Annotated in this window: 21 protein-coding genes; 16 read left to right on the top strand and 5 right to left on the bottom strand. The window is 32.3% G+C overall.

From position 1 onward, the window contains the following. Window positions 1-404: 404 nt before the first annotated feature. A complete protein-coding gene (locus tag AC2A1C_RS03475) occupies window positions 405-785 on the bottom strand; it encodes a helix-turn-helix domain-containing protein (RefSeq protein WP_484023500.1) in 381 nt (126 codons plus the stop codon). Between the two features lie 190 nt (window positions 786-975). On the opposite strand from AC2A1C_RS03475, the gene AC2A1C_RS03470 reads away from it, so the two are divergent. The 10 genes from AC2A1C_RS03470 (at window position 976) to AC2A1C_RS03425 (ending at window position 9,063) form a co-directional block, all read left to right on the top strand. Continuing rightward, a complete protein-coding gene (locus tag AC2A1C_RS03470) occupies window positions 976-1,161 on the top strand; it encodes a hypothetical protein (RefSeq protein WP_484023498.1) in 186 nt (61 codons plus the stop codon). A gap of 39 nt (window positions 1,162-1,200) precedes the next feature. Then, the gene (locus AC2A1C_RS03465; RefSeq protein ID WP_484023497.1) at window positions 1,201-1,338 is read left to right on the top strand and encodes a hypothetical protein; all 138 of its coding nucleotides are present in this window, start codon (window positions 1,201-1,203) and stop codon (window positions 1,336-1,338) included. A gap of 244 nt (window positions 1,339-1,582) precedes the next feature. Beyond that, entirely contained in the window at window positions 1,583-1,828 is a 246-nt protein-coding gene (locus AC2A1C_RS03460) for a hypothetical protein (RefSeq protein WP_484023495.1), read from the top strand. 48 nt (window positions 1,829-1,876) lie between these two features. Continuing rightward, window positions 1,877-2,521: a hypothetical protein gene (locus AC2A1C_RS03455; RefSeq protein ID WP_484023494.1), complete on the top strand. Its 645-nt coding sequence runs from the start codon at window positions 1,877-1,879 to the stop codon at window positions 2,519-2,521. Between the two features lie 84 nt (window positions 2,522-2,605). Further along, window positions 2,606-3,130, top strand: coding sequence for a redoxin domain-containing protein (locus AC2A1C_RS03450; protein WP_484023492.1), 525 nt, complete (start codon window positions 2,606-2,608; stop codon window positions 3,128-3,130). After that, window positions 3,117-5,219, top strand: a complete 2,103-nt coding sequence (locus AC2A1C_RS03445; protein WP_484023490.1) for a peptidase domain-containing ABC transporter — start codon at window positions 3,117-3,119, stop codon at window positions 5,217-5,219. Before AC2A1C_RS03450 ends, AC2A1C_RS03445 begins: the two co-directional genes overlap by 14 nt. A 478-nt stretch (window positions 5,220-5,697) precedes the next feature. After that, complete coding sequence (locus AC2A1C_RS03440) at window positions 5,698-6,066, top strand: hypothetical protein (RefSeq protein ID WP_484023488.1); 369 nt, start codon at window positions 5,698-5,700, stop codon at window positions 6,064-6,066. Window positions 6,067-6,168: 102 nt separating this feature from the next. Then, the gene (locus tag AC2A1C_RS03435; protein ID WP_484023486.1) at window positions 6,169-6,741 is read left to right on the top strand and encodes a Crp/Fnr family transcriptional regulator; all 573 of its coding nucleotides are present in this window, start codon (window positions 6,169-6,171) and stop codon (window positions 6,739-6,741) included. Between the two features lie 78 nt (window positions 6,742-6,819). After that, window positions 6,820-7,587 (top strand): MBL fold metallo-hydrolase, encoded by a 768-nt coding sequence (locus tag AC2A1C_RS03430; protein ID WP_484023484.1) that lies wholly within the window; start codon window positions 6,820-6,822, stop codon window positions 7,585-7,587. Window positions 7,588-7,986: 399 nt separating this feature from the next. Beyond that, entirely contained in the window at window positions 7,987-9,063 is a 1,077-nt protein-coding gene (locus tag AC2A1C_RS03425) for a ligand-binding sensor domain-containing protein (protein ID WP_484023482.1), read from the top strand. 119 nt (window positions 9,064-9,182) lie between these two features. Here the strand turns inward: AC2A1C_RS03425 and AC2A1C_RS03420 are convergent, their stop codons facing one another. Then, window positions 9,183-10,181 (bottom strand): GlxA family transcriptional regulator, encoded by a 999-nt coding sequence (locus AC2A1C_RS03420; protein WP_484023480.1) that lies wholly within the window; start codon window positions 10,179-10,181, stop codon window positions 9,183-9,185. Between the two features lie 119 nt (window positions 10,182-10,300). Between AC2A1C_RS03420 and AC2A1C_RS03415 the strand changes: the two genes are divergently transcribed. Next, window positions 10,301-10,780 (top strand): DinB family protein, encoded by a 480-nt coding sequence (locus AC2A1C_RS03415; RefSeq protein WP_484023478.1) that lies wholly within the window; start codon window positions 10,301-10,303, stop codon window positions 10,778-10,780. Between the two features lie 12 nt (window positions 10,781-10,792). Continuing rightward, the gene (locus tag AC2A1C_RS03410; RefSeq protein ID WP_484023476.1) at window positions 10,793-11,221 is read left to right on the top strand and encodes an SRPBCC family protein; all 429 of its coding nucleotides are present in this window, start codon (window positions 10,793-10,795) and stop codon (window positions 11,219-11,221) included. A gap of 44 nt (window positions 11,222-11,265) precedes the next feature. Here the strand turns inward: AC2A1C_RS03410 and AC2A1C_RS03405 are convergent, their stop codons facing one another. Together AC2A1C_RS03405 and AC2A1C_RS03400 are read right to left on the bottom strand one after the other, a co-directional pair. Continuing rightward, the gene (locus tag AC2A1C_RS03405) at window positions 11,266-12,045 is read right to left on the bottom strand and encodes a DODA-type extradiol aromatic ring-opening family dioxygenase (RefSeq protein ID WP_484023474.1); all 780 of its coding nucleotides are present in this window, start codon (window positions 12,043-12,045) and stop codon (window positions 11,266-11,268) included. 18 nt (window positions 12,046-12,063) lie between these two features. Beyond that, window positions 12,064-12,804, bottom strand: coding sequence for an SDR family oxidoreductase (locus AC2A1C_RS03400; protein WP_484023472.1), 741 nt, complete (start codon window positions 12,802-12,804; stop codon window positions 12,064-12,066). Window positions 12,805-12,924: 120 nt separating this feature from the next. Here AC2A1C_RS03400 and AC2A1C_RS03395 point away from each other — a divergent pair, with 120 nt between their 5' ends. Then, window positions 12,925-13,248, top strand: a complete 324-nt coding sequence (locus AC2A1C_RS03395; protein WP_484023470.1) for a winged helix-turn-helix transcriptional regulator — start codon at window positions 12,925-12,927, stop codon at window positions 13,246-13,248. Window positions 13,249-13,306: 58 nt separating this feature from the next. On the opposite strand, the gene AC2A1C_RS03390 is transcribed toward AC2A1C_RS03395, so the two are convergent. After that, window positions 13,307-13,654: a winged helix-turn-helix transcriptional regulator gene (locus AC2A1C_RS03390; protein ID WP_484023468.1), complete on the bottom strand. Its 348-nt coding sequence runs from the start codon at window positions 13,652-13,654 to the stop codon at window positions 13,307-13,309. A gap of 113 nt (window positions 13,655-13,767) precedes the next feature. Here AC2A1C_RS03390 and AC2A1C_RS03385 point away from each other — a divergent pair, with 113 nt between their 5' ends. The 3 genes from AC2A1C_RS03385 to AC2A1C_RS03375 all read left to right on the top strand — a co-directional run bounded on the left by AC2A1C_RS03385 (window position 13,768) and on the right by AC2A1C_RS03375 (window position 18,359). After that, window positions 13,768-14,436, top strand: coding sequence for an isochorismatase family protein (locus AC2A1C_RS03385; protein ID WP_484023466.1), 669 nt, complete (start codon window positions 13,768-13,770; stop codon window positions 14,434-14,436). Between the two features lie 249 nt (window positions 14,437-14,685). After that, entirely contained in the window at window positions 14,686-15,417 is a 732-nt protein-coding gene (locus AC2A1C_RS03380) for a pirin family protein (RefSeq protein ID WP_484023464.1), read from the top strand. A gap of 272 nt (window positions 15,418-15,689) precedes the next feature. Next, window positions 15,690-18,359, top strand: a complete 2,670-nt coding sequence (locus tag AC2A1C_RS03375; RefSeq protein WP_484023462.1) for a DNA methyltransferase — start codon at window positions 15,690-15,692, stop codon at window positions 18,357-18,359. Window position 18,360 lies beyond the last annotated feature (1 nt).

Raw genomic sequence — 18,360 nt, 5'->3', positions numbered from 1 at the left:
AGAAGAAAAAGAAAAGAATAAAAAAGAAGACTTTCGATTTTTGGCGCTATCAGAAGTAGTCTTAATCTTTGATTCTTGATTCTAAAATCTAATTTCTAACTGCAACGCCGGTATATCTTTTCACGGAGTAGTGCAAAATATCTTTTATATTTCTTTGACAATAAAATTACTTATACAGATATAAACACGAAATCCCTTTCAAACTTTGAAAGAGTTGATATTCAATATTTTACTGATTTACAAACAATTATTAGCGCCAAAAGAGCGGCAAATGTACGAATTTTATATTTTAAATGCAACAAAAGTTATGAATTAAAGAGTTAAATTACTCTTAAAAAAACTATTACATAGTTTGATTTGAAAAAAGCTAAAAGTTTGTGATTTGTCTTAATAAAAACACCTATCTATTTCTTCAGCAGGCTTTCTATCAGTTTATTTTGCATTTCTATAAGCCTTGAGATCTGTTCTTGATTTTGTACTAAATTTTCTAAAATATCTTCTGAAACATTATTATTTATAGTAACCCCATACATATTTCCGATTGCAGAGTTATGACTAGTTTCAATATCGTTGATTACAGTTTCCCCTCCTAAAAAATAATCAGAATCCACTTTAAAATAATCACAAATTTTCTGCATAAAAAGAAAATCTATTTTTTCTATTGTTCCGTTTTCTATTTTGCTGAGATTGCTTTGTGAAGTATCTAAATGAAATGCAAGTTCTTCCTGAGAAATTTTTCTTTCTTCTCTAAGTCTTTTTATTTTATAGCCGATACTGTTATTCATAATACTAAATTGAGTATGTAAAGATAATTTTTTTTGGAATAAAATAGTATTTAATTTTTATTCCAAAAGGAATATTATTTTATTCTTTTTGGAATTGTTGGCATAGAGATGATTTCACATTTTTGTGAAAAGTTTTTGCAAAAACGTAAATGTGTATTAAAATTTTATTAATTTTAAAAATTTAAAAAAAATGAAAAAGTTAAATGTATCGCAAATGGAGAATTTGCAAGGTGGAAGTAATAGACAATGTTTAATTGATGGACTACTTGGTGTTCTTGGAATGGCAGTAGGAGCTGCAACGGCTGGACCTTGGGGAGCAGCTGGAGGTTTAGGAGCTGCAATTGGGGCAGCAAACTCAAATGGTTGTTTCAGTTAATCTTAAAAATTAGTTATGAAAAAATTAGATAGCAATAATATGCAAAATATAAATGCAGGATCAAGTGGAGGTAGATGTTTTGCTACAGGACTTTTATTTGGTGCAGCTTTGGGATCTGGGCAAGTTCTATTGGCGAGCACTATGATAGGATATGTTGCAGATTGTTGGAATACGTAGATTTAAGATATATGAGATTACTGTACGACAAAAGTTATAAGTACATTTTAGTAATGTCGCTTTTAATATTAGGTGTCGATATTATTTTCAATATATTAGGAGATCTGTCAAAAAAGTATCTGTTTTATTTTATTTTATTTTCGACAATAGTATATGTAATGAATAAAAAAATAATTAAGAATGTTTAATTAAAGAGAGGCTTAAAAACCTCTCTTTAGTCTATAATTTAATAAAAATTACAATTATGAAAACCATGACATTAATAAAAGATAAAAGAAGTTTAGCAATTCTTCCATATATTGCTGCTATTTATGCGGCATACTCTGTAAATATGTTATCTGATATAGCAATACCCTTATTATTAATTGTAAGTTCTTTCTATGGATTCTTTTTACTTCTATCGAAAGATACAAATTATAAAAACATTGCAATGTCATTAATTTTAGTTTTATCAATGTTCTTTTTTGGCTTTTTCCTTTACGGCCTATAATCGATATAGAGAGTATTAACCTCAATTTTTTACTGTATAAATACAAAAATGAAAAATTTTGCATTTTTCATAGGTATTGTCTTGTGCTATATCGGGCTTACCTATTTAGATAAATCATTCATTACCACAGATTCTAAAATCTTTGATTTCCTTGCTAAAGAATATCCCAATGAAGTGGTGCAAAACTATATGGAAAGCCAGAAAAAATGGTGGTGGATTTCATACGCTGTAATGCCGCTGCTTATTGGTATAAAGATACTTTTAGTGGCTTTTTGTCTTAATTTTGTAAAACTTTTGGATTTGGCAGGCTTGGAGAAGGTAAAATATTCGGATTTTATATTTCTTGCTCTTATTGCAGAATGTATATTCATCATAGCAGGATTCTATAAGTTTGTCAATTTTCATTGGATCAATACAGATTATACATTAGAGGATATTCAAACCTATTATCCAATTTCTCTTATCAACCTTCGGGAATCTATTTCTACGGAAAAATGGTTGGCTTATCCGCTTCAACTGGTCAATCTTTTCGAATTTTTTTATTTTGGAATCTTAGCTTGGGGAGTTTGGGAACTTTCTGATAATAAAGTAAAATTTCTAAAATCTTTTGGATTGGTAATGCTTACTTATGGAATTGGGCTGTCGTTTTGGGTAAGTATTGTAAGTTTTTTAATTCTTAATGCTCAATATTAAATGTAAAGTTTGTCATTCCGTAGGAATCTAAATTTTGTAGAGATTCCTACGGAATGACAAGCATACTGTTAAATAATTTCATCCATGAAAAACAAAAAATTGTTGAAAATATCAATTGTTATTGCCCCAACCTTATTGATAGGAATTATCATTTATCTGTTCTTCAATTTCCAGAAAAAGAAAGAAAAAATTAAGGCTTTAGAAAACATTCCTTCTTTTTCTGTAAAAGACATCAATGGAAATACTATTACCAATGATAATTTGTCAAAAGGAAATAAGTTCTTGGTTTATTTCAATCCCGAATGCGAATATTGTCAAGCGGAAATGGAAGAGCTTTCCAAAATTAACGACGGATTTAAAAACATTCAATGGATTATGTTCACCGATAAATCTTTGGAAGAGATACGAAAATTTGCAAAAAAATATCACCTCGAAAATGAGAATAATATAAAATGGTGTAATGATCCTGAATCTAAGGTTTATATAAAATTTGCAATGACAGGAATCCCTTACTTTCTTGGATATAATTCTAAAAATGAATTGGTACACAGAAGTACAGGAGCAATAAAGATTGAAAAATTAGTAAAAGATTTTGATGAAAAGCAATAAGCTCATAAAAAAAACATTTTCTTTACAAAAAGACCTCACGGATTGTGGAGTTGGTTGTCTCCAATCTTTAGTAAGATATTATGGCGGAGATATTTCTTTAGAAAATTTACGAAAAAAAAGCGGAACTTCTAAAACAGGTACTACATTACTCGGTCTATATCAATGTGCTAAAGATATTGGCTTCGATGCAGAAGGATGTGAAGCGGATATTCCTGCTTTAATAGAACATAAAGAGCCTGCAATTTTGCATGTAATTATTGACCAAAAACATGAACATTATGTCATTTGTTATTCTTATCATAATTCTAAATTTATTATTGGAGATCCTGCAACAGGTATAGAAAACTGGTCAAAAGAAGATTTGGAAAAAGTATGGATTTCCAAAACCTGTCTTACTCTGAAACCGAACGAAAATTTCAAAAAAACATCACAAACCAACAAAGAAAAAACAAAGTGGTTGAAAGTTTTGATTCAGGAAGACAAAGAATCTATTTATATTGTAATTGTTTTAGGATTGATTTTTACATTGTTGGGAATGTCAATGTCTATTTTTTCTCAAAAGCTAATTGATGATATTTTGCCGAAAAGAAAATTGAATGTCTTACTTCTAAGTATTGCTTTTCTTGGATTGCTTTTGTTAGGAAGAGTTGTAATTCAGGCATTACGGGAATTATACATTATTAAGCAAACCAAAACTTTTAATGAAAGGATAAACCAAAAGTTCTATTCTTCTTTGCTACATCTTCCGAAATTATTTTTTGACAGCAGAAAAACAGGAGATTTTGTGGCAAGATTGAACGATACACAAAGAATTCAAAATGTTATAAAACATTTAATCACTACTACTTCTACTGATATTTTGGGAGTAGTAATTTCAATTGGATTCCTTTTTTATTATTCATGGAAATTAGCATTATTATGCATTATTGTTTCACCGATTATTTTTTATTTAATTCTCAGATTCAATAAACAAATTATTGACTCCCAAAAAAATGTAATGCAGGCATATAGCATTAATGAAGCTAATTACATCGACAGTATCAGAGGAATTGATGCAGTGAAAGGATTTTCAAAGCAAAATTTATTTTTGAAAAAAAATAAAATCATATTCGAGAATTTTCAAAATAAAATATTTGAATTAGGAAAGCTCAATTTGAAAATAACTTTATATTCAGGAGCTTTACTGGTTTTTGTGCTACTTGGAATTTTAAGTTTTTCTTCCTATAATGTTTTGAATGACCAAATAAAAATTGGAGAACTTATGGGAATTATAGGAATTTCAAGTTCGTTATTTTCTTCCATCACTAATTTAGGATTAGCAGCTATTCCTATTCAAGAAGCGAGAGTAGCTTTTGACAGAATGTTTGAATACTCTTCACTAGAAAAAGAAAAAACTGATGGAGAATATATATCGGAATTAAACTCTGTTGAAATTCACAATCTTGATTTTAGGTTCAATGGAAGAAGCCTTCTGTTGCATAATGTATCTCTAAGTTTTGAGACAGGAAAAATAGTCTGTATGCTTGGAGAAAGTGGGAGTGGAAAAACAACTTTAACCGAAATTTTACAAAAAAATTATTTCCCCGAAAATGGCCAAATCATTATTAATAAGAATATAGATTTAAGAGAAATTTCTATTGTCAATTGGAGAAAATATATTGGAGTACTTCCGCAACACATTCAACTTTTTAATGGAAGTGTTTTAGAGAACATAGTTTTGGATGAACAGATTGATGAACAAAAATGGCAAGATATTCTTTCTTTAGGATTTAATCATTTTATTTCTTCCTTACCACAAGGTTTCATGACATTAGTAGGAGAAGAAGGAATTAATTTATCCGGCGGACAGAAACAACTCCTCGGTTGGATGAGAGTTTTATATCATAATCCGAAATTTTTAATTTTGGATGAACCCACCTCTTCGCTTGACAAAACTAATCGAGATTTTATTTATACATTGATAAGAAAATTAAAATCAGACAAAATTATCTTTATTATCAGCCATCACTCAGAAGATATAAAAGAAATTTCAGATGAATTAGTAGTATTAGAAAAAGGCAGAATACAGGATTTACATTTGTACAGATAAAAAAATGAAAGAGACTCTTAGAGAAACAAAAAGGAGGCTGTCTCAAAAAGACAGTCTCTTTTTTGTTGATTTAATTCTTTTATAATAATTAGCATACATGCAGTTATCACGCTGTTTGTCATTAAAAATATAACGCTTATACGGAGCGCATTCACAATAGCAAAATTGTATTCTCCCCAAAAAAAGTCCATTTTATTTCAATATTCAATCTATAATTCCTGAAAAGTTAAACTGTTGCAAATGTTGAAAAACGAAAGGAATGAAAACTTAATGCAAATTTTTTTTGATTTCAATACAAAAATAAAAATCACCAATTCCATTTTTAGTGGAAAATTTCTATTTTTATTCTTTGCATGTAAAGAATAAAATTTCGCCCATGCAAAAGCGAAATATAAAAATATAAAAAATAGATAGGTGTATGCTACTGAGGTAAAATTGATACAATGCAATCTAGAAAACTACACCATTTAATAGGAAAATGAATAAAAAAATTTTACTTATAGATAGCTTAGGAGCATTAGTATCAGCAATTATTTTGTTGATTATACCTCAATTCGAGCAACAATTAGGAATATCAAAAAGTTTAACTTTTATTTTATTACCATTCCCTTTGCTATTTTCAGTTTTTTCATTCTTGTCATATAAGTTAGGCAACCAAATGTGGAAATTTTTATTAAAAATTATTGCGATAGCCAACTTATTATATTGTTGCCTTACTTTGTCTATTACATTGTCAAATTTTGCAGCATTGAAAAATTTAGGAATAGCATACTTTATTATTGAGATTTTTATTATTGTAATTTTGGCAACTATTGAATTGCAAATAGCAACAAAACGAAATGAATAAAAAACGAACCCACAACATCGGTGTATCTATATTGAGGCAGAAGTGCTTCTATTAAAACATTTGTACAAAGTTCAACAACAGTAAATAAAATCTAACGAGAAAATGACAGAAACAGACAAATTATCACTATTCTTCAGTAAAGAATTTCCTTTTAACAAAGAGGGATTAGAAGAGTTTATAAATACGTTTGTAATAAAGTCATACCCAAAAGGAGATATCATTCTAAAAAATGAAAAGGTTGAAAACGAACTTCGTTTTTTAGATGAAGGTGTTGTAAGAGAATTTTACTCGAATGATAATAAAGAAAAAAATATTAATTTCTATTTAGACAGTGAATTTATTACTGATTTTTATTCATTTGTTTCCCAAAAGCCAACCCATAAATATCAAGAATGTGTAACTGATATTAAATTGAGGGTTATTTCTAAAAGCAATTTTCAAGATTTTCTTTCAAAATATATGTGTGGTAAATTATTTATAGATGAGATTTTTCAACGCATTATTGAAAGAAAAGAAAATGATTTGATGAGACAATTTATGAATACAGCAGAAGAGAATTACAATGAACTTATTAAGCATAAACCGAATTGGTTACAACAAATTCCTCAGTATCACATTGCTTCTTATTTAGGAATTACACCTGAAACTTTGAGCAGGATTAGAAAACGAAAATGATTTATTGATTTCAATCAATAAGAGTGACTTTATCATTTCCCAATTTTGCACTTTCGGTATAAATTAAAATTTAGAACAATGAAAGTACATCATTTAAGAAATGCTACTTTAGTATTAGAAACATCAGATAAGGTGATCTTAGTTGATCCAATGCTTGGAAAAAAAGGAACAGCAGGTCCTCCGTTTACACTATTTCGTTTTAAACCAAAACGTAACCCTATTGTTAATTTGCCAAATAATGCAATGAGTATTATTGAAAAAACAACGCATTGCTTAATTACCCATTTACATCCAGATCACTTGGACAAAGAAGGTGAAAATTTTCTTCGTACAAAGCAAATTCCGATTATTTGCAGTGTAAAAGACGAGCCTATTTTGAAAAAAAGAGGTTTAAATGTAACTCAAACTGTTGATTATTGGAAAACAACTAATTTTTTAGGCGGAAAAATTCAAGGAATACCCGCAGTTCACGGTTACGGATTTGTAGCAAAACCAATGGGAAATGTAATGGGCTTTTATATTGAATTTCCTAACGAAAAATCTATTTATTTGAGTGCTGATACGATCTACACAGACGACGTTCATAAGACATTAACACATTTAAAACCGGAAATTTCAGTAGTCGCTTGTGGAACAGCTCAATTGGATATATTTCAACCTTTATTGATGCGGATGGATGATATTCTAAAATTTATACAAAATGCACCAAAACAAGTAATTGCAAACCATTTAGAGGCCGTTAATCATTGTCCTACGACAAGAGAACAATTAAAAATGGAAGTATCAAAAATTGGACTTTCTGACAAAGTATTTATCCCAATAGACGGAGAAAGTAGAACGTATTAAAATACTCCCATTAACAAGGGTAACCGTTGCGAAACTTTCTAGTTTTTTTTAAAAAAAAGTGACCATTTTTAAGATAATATATTTTAATCCTGCTTTTAAAATAGCTTATTTCAAGTATAGAGATGTAGGTTCTGCCCTTTTCCAAAAAGGTCAAAACTTCTCTTTGCGGAGATTTAAGCAATTTACAAATTTTGCCTATTTTTGAGTTATGCAATAAAAACATCCGTTTGGCAATATTGCAACTGAAGTGCTTCTATGAAAATTTGCGCAAGGTTCAGTAATTTTTTTAACATTTATGCTAAAAATATATTGCTACACAAAGTTGAAAAACAATAGCAGTCATTGCAGAGTGATACCAAAATAAAAATAGATAACAAAGCCTCAAATTCAATTTGAACAATGAAAAAAATCTTTCAAATACAATTTTTCATTTTCCTGATCATACTACTTTTTGGGATAGCCTCATGCAACGGTTCAAATAAAAAAGATTGGCCAAAAGAAAAAGATCATCCAAAACTTATAAAAACTATAGGTGATCCTAAATATGGCAATGTACAATGTATCATGCAAGACAAAACCGGTAATCTTTGGTTCGGTACATCAGAAAACGGGCTTTATAAATATGATGGAAAATCATTCAGACAATTTTTAGTAACAGATGGGCTAAACAATAATGACATTTATACTCTTTTGGAAGATAAAGAGGGCAAAATTTGGATAGGTACTCGTGCAGGAATTTGTATTTATGATGGTAAAACATTTACCGAAATCAAAATTCCATTACCTAAAAACCTGCCTCTCAACAAGAATTCTTACTATCACAACTCGCATTGGGTTTACAATATCATGCAAGCTAAAAGCGGAAAAATATGGTTCGTAACGATAGATGGTGTTTATATCTACGACGGAAAATCCTTTACTCAGTTTATAATTAATGAGGCTGCAAATGGCTTTTTGACCAATAACGATAAAGTGGAACGTATTTTAGAAGATAAAGAAGGTAACATTTGGTTTGGAGGGCGAACTAACCAAGGAGTGTATCGTTACGATGGAAAATCTATAACCAACTTAAAACTAAATGAACTGTTTCAAAATGGACCAAAGCCTAAACCTCATAATTGGGGATGGCCTCAATTGCAAGACAAAAACGGAAATATTTGGTTCAGCAATTGGGGCGGTGCTTATAAGTATGATGGGAAAACATTTACAAGTTATACAAAAAAAGATGGCTTACCCGGAATGGTTACCAAAATTATAGAAGATAAGAAAGGAAATATTTGGTTCGGTGGTGATGGACTTAGCCGTTATGATGGAAAATCTTTCACTAATTTTACAATAAAAGATGGACTAACCAATCCATGGGTTTGGTCAATTTTGGAAGATAAAAGTGAGAATCTTTGGGTGGGAACGAGAGCAACAAGTCTCTATCTTTACGATGGAAAAACATTCATTCCTTATTCAGAATATAAAGAATAGTACTTCCGATTTTTACATCACAAACCGAAAAGCTATTTCGTTCATGGACACATTACAAACAGTCTGGTAAATTTCATTAATGATGGAAAAGACAAGTCACAATAGTTGCTACATCTAGACTACACCATCAAACTACTTTCTTTGTTATACTTCAGTTTATACTCCAAAGGTGACAAACCGGTTATACGACAGAATACATCACGAAACGCTTTTGCGTCATTGTAACCCACTTCATACATGATTTCATTGACCGTTTTCCGAGTAGTTTCAAACATTTTCTTAGCCGCTTCCATTTTTACTCTTTGTAAATAATCAAGTGGTGTAAAACCGGTTGCCTTGATGAACCTTCTGTCAAAATTTCTTCTGCCAATGTTAAAATCTGATGCCAATCTTTCAATGGAAATTTTATCATGATAATTTTCTTCCAGAAATTGTTGGGCTTTCAGGATATCATCGTCATTATGTTTTTTATGTCCATTAAAAATAGAAAATTCGGCTTGCAGGTTTCTGTCTAAATCTATCTGAAAATATTTGGCACAATGAATGGCGGTTTGCCTGTCGTAAAATTTTTCTACCAAATACATCAACAAATGCAAAAACGAATAAGCGCCACCATTGGTGTAGATTCCGTTTTCGTCTGTAATCAACTGGTCGGTTTGTAACTGCACATCAGGATACAATTCCCTGAAATTTTCGGATAAAGCCCAATGCGTGGAACAATTTTTCCCTGTAAGAATTCCGGTAGCAGCCAACATAAAACTTCCGGCACACATACTAGCAATTTCTGCACCTTGTTTGTACTGTTTGGCTACCCAGTCTATTAACCGTTTATTATTTTTAGAAGCCGTTTTATAACTGCGAATTAAGGAGGCCGGAATGATGATAAGGTTGGTATTGCCTATTTCATTGATGGTAACCTGATGCTTTACAGAAAACAGGTTGTCATTCAAAAAATCATCTTTTGAAGCGCCCACCAGCTCCACTTTAAAAATGGGTCTTTCAACTTTTTTTGCCAGATAATTATTCGCTTCGCCAAATACTTGATACGCACCTACAATACAAGCAATGGTACTCATATTGGTTTGTTCGTCCGGAACCAGGATACTCAGATGCTTCATTTCTTTTTTGATACAAAGCTATTTAAAACAATTGTCTAAATCAACCCTTGATAATGTCTAAATTGCACAATATAAGTACATGTTTTAGACACTACCTTTGTAAAATAAAATTTAAAAAAATGACAACAACAGCATTATTGGTAAAAATGGTTATGGACAGATGGAATGGTTCTATTGAAAATCTCAACAAACACTTAAACGCATTGACAGATGAGCAATTGCAAAAAGAAATTGCACCGGGCAAAAACAGGGGAACTTATTTGCTTGGGCATCTAATTGCGGTACACGATGATATGTTAAGACTTTTGGATATGGGCGAAAAATTATATCCGGAACTGTTTGAGCCTTTTATTACGCAAGCAGATAAAGTAGCTGTTCAAACACCTACTGCTGCTGAGTTGAGAGCAATGTGGGAAAAGCAGAATGCTTATTTGCAGGAAAAATTTGAACAAATGACACCAGAAGAATGGTTTGAAAAACACACGGCAGTTTCTGAAGAAGATTTTGCAAAAGAACCGCATCGAAACAAGCTCAATATCATCATTACAAGAACCTCGCATTTACAGTACCATTCAGGCCAAATTGTGTTACTCCACTAAAAATAAACAGCGATGATAAATCAAAGTTTTCAATACAGTTTTACCACGTCAAAAGACACCAGTGAAGTGTTTGCTCATTTGATAAATCCTAAAAATTGGTGGGTAGGTTTATTTGGCGAAGCGATAGAAGGAAAAAGTGAAGCCATTAACGATGAATTTTCTTTCCGTGCTGGCGACGGTGTGCATTATTCCAACCAAAAATTAACAGAACTTGTTGCCGACAGAAAAATAGTTTGGCTGGTTACCGTAAGTAATCTGTCGTTTTTGAAAAACACGAATGAATGGGCGGGAACGAAATTTGGTTTCGACATTGAAAAGGTTGGTAACGAGACCAGAGTCACATTTACACACGATGGTTTAATTCCGCAAATAGAATGTTATGGTGGCTGCTCCAAAGCTTGGACGCAATATCTGCAAAATCTTCAGAAAGAGCTTTCGTGAAATATTGAATTCTTGTGGTGAGGTATTTTTTAATTAACAGTTTTTTACTCAAACATAAAAGCAGACATAGAAAGATTTTTCCACTGAAAGGCTTCGTAAATTTTGGTAGCTTTTTCTCCAAAAACACTTGCAAATACCAAAGGTAAAAAATGTTCGGAAGTAGGATGAGATTTGGAAAATAAAGGATGGCGGTATGCTGCAATCATTTTTTCGGAATGAGACAAATCGGAGGTTTCAGCTAATTCGTTTGTAATAAAATCATCAAATTCTTTCGCCCAAAAGTCGGGTTCGATTTCGTGCCCGCCAAATTTTTGGATTTCATTTCTGTTGTGTACCAAACCACCGCTGCCTATGAAAAGAATATTCTCCTCCCGAAGCGGACTTAGAGTTTCTGCCACTTTTTTATGAAAATTCGGGTCGAGCAAATATTGTTGTGAAATTTGCACAACCGGAATTTTTTCATCAGGGAAAAGCAATAGCAACGGAATTAAAGCACCGTGGTCTAACCCACGATGCTTATTGGGTTTGGCATTTATTCCATTATTGATGAGCATTTCCAGCATACGATTTCCTAATTCGGGATGTCCGTTGGTGTGGTAATCTGCCTGAAATTCAGCAGGAAAACCTTCGTCCAAAGGTGTCATTTCCGCATTGATGGTTACAGCAATAGTTTCCGTTTGCCAATGCCCCGAAAAGACAACAATAACATCTGGAACCTGTTTTATATGTTCCTTACGAATTTTCAGGAAGTCAGATTGCAACCGAACACTTTTGAAGGCTTCATACATAGTGCCATGGGAAATAAACAGGCTGGGTTGTCTCATTTTCCTAAAGAATATTTTTTAAAGGATTCCTCCGTTTATTTGGATTACTTGTCCGTTTACCCAGTTCATTGCAGGAGTACATAGTTGTACGGTAGCGTGGGCTACATCTTCCACAGTGCCTAATCTTCCTAGAGGTGTTTGTGCTACCAACATATCAATCATTTCTTTCGGAGCAACCAATCCGTCGGTTTGGGTAACACCTGGAGAAACCACATTTACGGTAATCTGTTGAGCTCCTGTTTCTTTCGCCAAAGACAATGCAAATTTTTCTATTGCCGATTTTGCTCCTGCATAAGCACCACTCGCTGGTTGTGGCATTACGGCTGCACCGCTACTGAAAACAATTATTTTACCACCGTTGTTTAAACTTTGTGCTGCTTTTTGCAAAGTAAAATAATGACCTTTTACGGCGTTAAACATTCCATCATAAGCCTCGTCCGTAAACATTGCCGTAGGCATAAAAACTGCAGGAGAAAATGCTACTCCAATATAAATGTCTGCCTTGCCTCCGAAATTTTTTTCAGCCAAATCAAAAACATTGCTCATTTCTTCTTTGTTGGCAATATCGGCTTTTACTGCCGTTACCGAAGGCTGAATTTGTTTGGCTTCTTCTTCGGTAGCTTTTGCAGCAGCTTCGTTACCAGCATAGGTAAACAAAACCTCTGCTCCTTGTCTTGCCAGTTCTAAAACTATTTCTTTACCAATACCACGACTTCCGCCTGCAACAATGGCTTTTTTTCCTTGTAGATTGTTACTCATTTTTATAATTGTTTAATTGAGTTTGCAAAAATAATTATAGTGCTATATATTTGCAAGTAGTTACCACTAAGTATATTAATATGCTTTAGGAAAGTATTGTTTAAAATCAATGATTTAGCAATGAAAAAAGAGGACAAAAACAGATGTGCAGTAAGTCATGCGATGTCTATCATAGGCGGAAAATGGAAAATTGTGGTTGTCAATAGTTTGGTGCTGAAAGGAACGCTTCGCTATAAAGAATTAGAGAGAGCCATTCCGGAAGTAACGCCCAAAATGCTGGTAAAAGTGCTGAAAGAATTAGAAGAAGAAAAACTGATTACCCGAAAAGTATATGCGGAAGTTCCACCTCGTGTGGAATATTCGGTTACGGAATTGGGACTCTCCCTCAACCAACTTATTACTGAAATTAATAAATGGGGAGAGTATCATCTGTCGCATATGTAAACACAAAAAAATAATGTCAAAAAAGTATTTTGAATAGATGGCAAAGGAATATCAATAACTATTTCCCAACCACCGTTTCCCGAAAATGAATACCCCAAATAAGCAATTCCTCCAATAATTTGTGTAAAGAAAGTCCCAATTCCGTTAAAGAATATTCTACCGTTACAGGCATACTGTCGTAAAGAGTTCGGGTAATAATTTTATTTTCTTCCAAGGCTTTTAGCTCTTGTGATAACATTTTTGGAGAAATATCCTGAATATCTCTACTGATTTCCCCAAAACGTTTTTTTCCATACGTTAAAGATATAATAATTGGGATTCTCCATTTCCCTTGTATTACTTCCAAAGCATCTCGGGATGCTCTTAATCTTTGCGGACAAGCCACTTCTGATATTTCTTTTGCCATCTGATTTTCAATTTACTTACTTCAAGGTAACTACTTACCAATAGGTAACAACTATATTTTAGAAAGTAAAAATACGTAATTTTGCATTGTAATTAATTAAAATTTATAAAAAAATGACAAAAATTTTTAAAACTGCGTTACTATTTGTAACAACAATGCTTTCAATAGTAACTTTCGGTCAAACAAAAACAGTTTCTGTAAAATTCACTCCACAAAATTCGGCTATTCTTTTGGTGGATCATCAAAAAACAACAATGGATTGGATTTACAGTCAAGATAAAAAAACGGTAGAAAACAACCTAAGAATGCTCGCAAGAGTGGGAGCAGAAGTAAATGTTCCGCTTTTGATTACCACAACAATGGAAGAACAAGTAGGCTTAACGTGGGAAGGAATTCAGCAAGCTGCACCTAAACAATATGCCGCAAGAATTAAAAGAGGCGGAACATTAAACTGTTTTATTGATCCCAATTTCAAAACCGCAGTAAAAAACTTGAATAGAAAAAACCTTATCATTTGCGGATTAACAACTGATATTTGTTTATTGCACACCGTAACTTCCGCTATCGATTTGGGATACAACGTAATTGTAGTTGCCGACGCAAGTGGAAGTATGAGCAAAATGGCAGATGAAACCTCTTTCGATTATTTCAGACAAATTGGTGCAAAAGTGTTGTCTGCCAATGCTACCGTTACAGAATTGTTCCAAGATTTCAGCACTCCGGACGGACAAAAAGTAATGCAAATTAACCTGCAAGAAGTAGTTTCAAAATTGGGTAAATAGATTTTTAAACTCAATTTCAGAATAATGAAATAGCAATTTATATTTTATTTGGGCAGCTATTTCCGCCTTCCACTCCCGCTTTTTTTCTTTTTTGTCTCCTAAAGCACAAAAAAGAAAAAAGAGCTCCGTTCAAGTCGGGCTGCGAGAGATTCTACAAAACAACCCTTTCAGGATTTTGAATCCTGAAAGGGTTGTAGAAAAATGATTGATAAAAATATTGGAACAACAATTAGAAATTAGAAATTACAAATGATACAAATACAAAAAAAATCAGATCAATTTAATACCACCATTTTCAATGGAAATTTTTTGGTAAACAAACCCGTTGCATCGGGAACAAAATCTACGGTAAAACCTTACTCCAGCTTATTTTATTGGAGTCACGCAGTAGCACTTGAAGATTGCGAGTTTGGATTACATCCGCACGAAGGCTTCGAAATTATGACGTTTATTTTAGAAGGAAACGTAACCCATTACGACACCGCTACCAAAGTTTGGACTCCTTTAGAAACGGGCGATTTTCAGGTTATTCAGTCCAATAGTGGAATTCAGCATCAGGAAAGAATTTCCAAAGGAACCAGCAGTTTCCAAATTTGGTTCGACCCTAATTTTTACGAAGCCATTCAGCAAAAACCTGCTTATGTAGATTACCACAGCAAAGATTTCGCTCCCGAAATAGAAAACGGAATAAAAACCATTACCTACATTGGACAAAAAAGCAACGCTTTTGCAATGACCCCGAATTTAGCCATCAAAAAACTAATCTTCGACGTGCCTACAAAAACCCGCTTGACTTTAAATGAAAACAGCAGTTACACTTTTTATGTGATTAATGGAAATGGCTTTGCCGACAATAATAAAATTGAAAAAGATGACGCTATCAGAATTTCCAACACAAAAAGCCTCGATATAGATTTTCAAGGCGAACTTTTTTATATAGAAACACCTACCGAATTGAGTTATAAAGCTATTTGGTTGTAAAATTCCAATCAGATAATTTGATATAAATAAAGCTGGAGTCTTTGCTTCGGCTTTTGTGTTTTATAAAAATTTTGTACATTAGTTAAATAGTAATGTTTCAATTTTTCGCCTGAATGAAAGCTCTAAACTGTTGCAATTAAACAAGAGCAATTTTTCTTATTAACAAGAGACGATTAAACCCGCCCATAATTTTGTAGTTAAACCTTGTTTGATAAACTAATAATTATTATTTTTGCGAAGTAACTATCATAAACTGATACTTACTTCAAAATATGGCTAAACAATTTTACAAAGCAATTTATTTCAGCGACTATCCGTCTGACGAAACAAAAGACAAATCTGTAACATTGGCTTTTAGTGAGCCTGAAGTTCCTTATTACTCAAAGGTTAAGGATATGTCCACACAGGAAATAAAGGAGCTTATCGGTATCAATACATACAAACAACTTTCTTTATACGCAGAAAAACAAGAACGTTCAATCAATCAAGCAGTAAAGAGGTTAATAAAACAAAACTTATCAGAAGTCGACCAAGTAAATGGAATGACAAAAAAAGACGTAACCTTTATAAAAAGCAAAGACACACCTTTTCAGCGTTGGTATCCATATATTGAAGGCTATTCAACTGACTTTGTAAAATCACTAATAGAGAACTTTGAAATCAAAGACACTTTGATTTATGAGCCTTTTGCAGGAACAGGTACTACCCTTTTTGCTTCTGACCAAGTAAATTTATCTACTGTTTATTCCGAAGTAAATCCTTTGCTTCAATATCTCATTCAAACCAAATTGACTGTTTTAAAAGCAAAAGAACAACAACGAAAAAAATTATCAAATGACTTAACAAATATTTCAAAATCTATCATAAAAAATATAGATAAGTTTGAAGAAGATAAATCGTTAAGAGAAGGGTATAAATTAATATTTGCTAACAGCAAATATTTTTCAGAAGAAACATTATCACAAATACTAAAGCTTCGTTCTTATATTGACATTGTAAGACTAGAAGATGAACTATTAGCTGACACTTTAACGATTTCTGTTCTGTCGTGTTTGTTGCCTGTTTCCTATTTAAAGAAAGTAGGTGATGTCCGATTTAAAACTCAAAAGGAAATTGAAAAAGAGTTAAAAACTTTTGGCGAAATTCTGCCTCAAAAAATCGCAGACATTGCAGAAGATGTGTTGAACTTTGATTATTCTTTAAAAAATGAACACGAACTTATTTTATCAAACGCAAAAAATATAAGCAGAGTTAATGGATTAAAAATCGGTGCAATCATCACAAGTCCACCATATTTAAATGGAACAAACTATTTCAGAAACACCAAAGTTGAATTGTGGTTTCTTCGCTATTTACAATACGAAAATGATTTGCGTTTTTTCAGAGACCAAGTATTGACAAGCGGTATTAATGACGTAAAAAAAGAATATGCTTTTGTGAACGGATTAGACATTTCCACAAAAAGCAAAATTCTAAAATCAACACTAAAAGAATTGAACGAAAATGCTTATGATTCAAGAATTCCGATAATGGCGAAAAGCTATTTTGAAGAAATGTATCAGGTTTTTAACGACTGTAAAACTCATTTAGAAAATAACGCCAAACTTTTAATTGACATTGGCGATTCAATTTTTTGCGGTGTTCATATCAAAACAGACGAAATTTTAATTGAAATATTAACAGGACTTGGTTTTAAACTTATTGATAACAAAATATTGCGTAAAAGACGGTCTAAAAACAAGGAAATTCTTACGCAATCATTGCTTGTTTTTCAATATGCTTACAAAAACGGCAAACACATTATCGATTCAGAACCTGCATTTTGGGACACGTATTGGAAAGAATTTAAAACCATTATTCCACATCAACAAGAGCCATTTTCAAGTAGAAATTGGGGACACAATAATCATTCACTTTGCTCATATCAAGGCAAATTAAAACCTGCAATAGCTCATCACTTAGTGAAAACTTTCATTCCCAAAAATGGCTCAATGCTTGACCCGTTTTCAGGAGTTGGAACAATACCATTTGAAGCGGCATTAGCAGGAAAAATGTCTTATGGAATAGACATTAGTTTACCAGCTTATTATATTTCACAGGCAAAAGTTTCTGCACCGATAGCCGAAGAAAGCTATAGTTACATCAATGCGTTACAACATTTCATTGCAAAAAATAAATGCACAAAAGACGAATTAAAAGAAGTGCAAAATTTCGGTTTCAACAAAACACTCGCTGAATATTACGAAGAAAACACTTTGAAAGAAATTTTGCTTGCTCGAAGATTCGTAAAAGAAAATTATCCAAAAACACCAAGCGAAATGTTAGTAGTAGCTTCGCTACTTCACATTTTACACGGAAACAGACCTTATGCTCTTAGCCGTAGGTCGCACCCTATTGTGCCTTATGCTCCAACAGGCGAATTTATTTATAAAAATTTGATAGAGAAAGTTACTGAAAAAGTTGATAGAGTAATTAAAGAAGAATTATCGATAAACTTTAAGAATGGAAAGATATTCAATCAAGATACGACCATAATTTGGCCACAAGAAATAAATAATTTAGACGCTGTAATTACATCGCCACCATTTTTTGACAGTACGAGATTTTACTTGGCAAATTGGATTCGTATTTGGTTTTCGGGATGGTCTGACAAAGATTTTAAACATCAACCTAATTCTTTCGTTGATGAAAGACAAAAAAAAGATTTTACTATTTATGAAAGTATTTTTCGCCAATCAAAAGAGAGATTGAAAAAAGACGGAGTTTGTGTTTTACATTTAGGGAAAAGTGTTAAATGTGATATGGCAGAAGAATTACAGAAAATAAGCAAACGTTGGTTTAAAACAGCAGACTTATTTGATGAAAGCGTTGAACATTGCGAATCACACGGAATTAGAGACAAAGGAACTGTAACTTCTCACCAATATTTGGTGCTCGTTTAAG

This window comes from Chryseobacterium sp. HNCC26DJ241 (assembly GCF_057180505.1).
The sequence above is the reverse complement of the archived record's forward strand: the minus strand, read 5'-3'. Positions and strand labels throughout refer to the sequence as shown.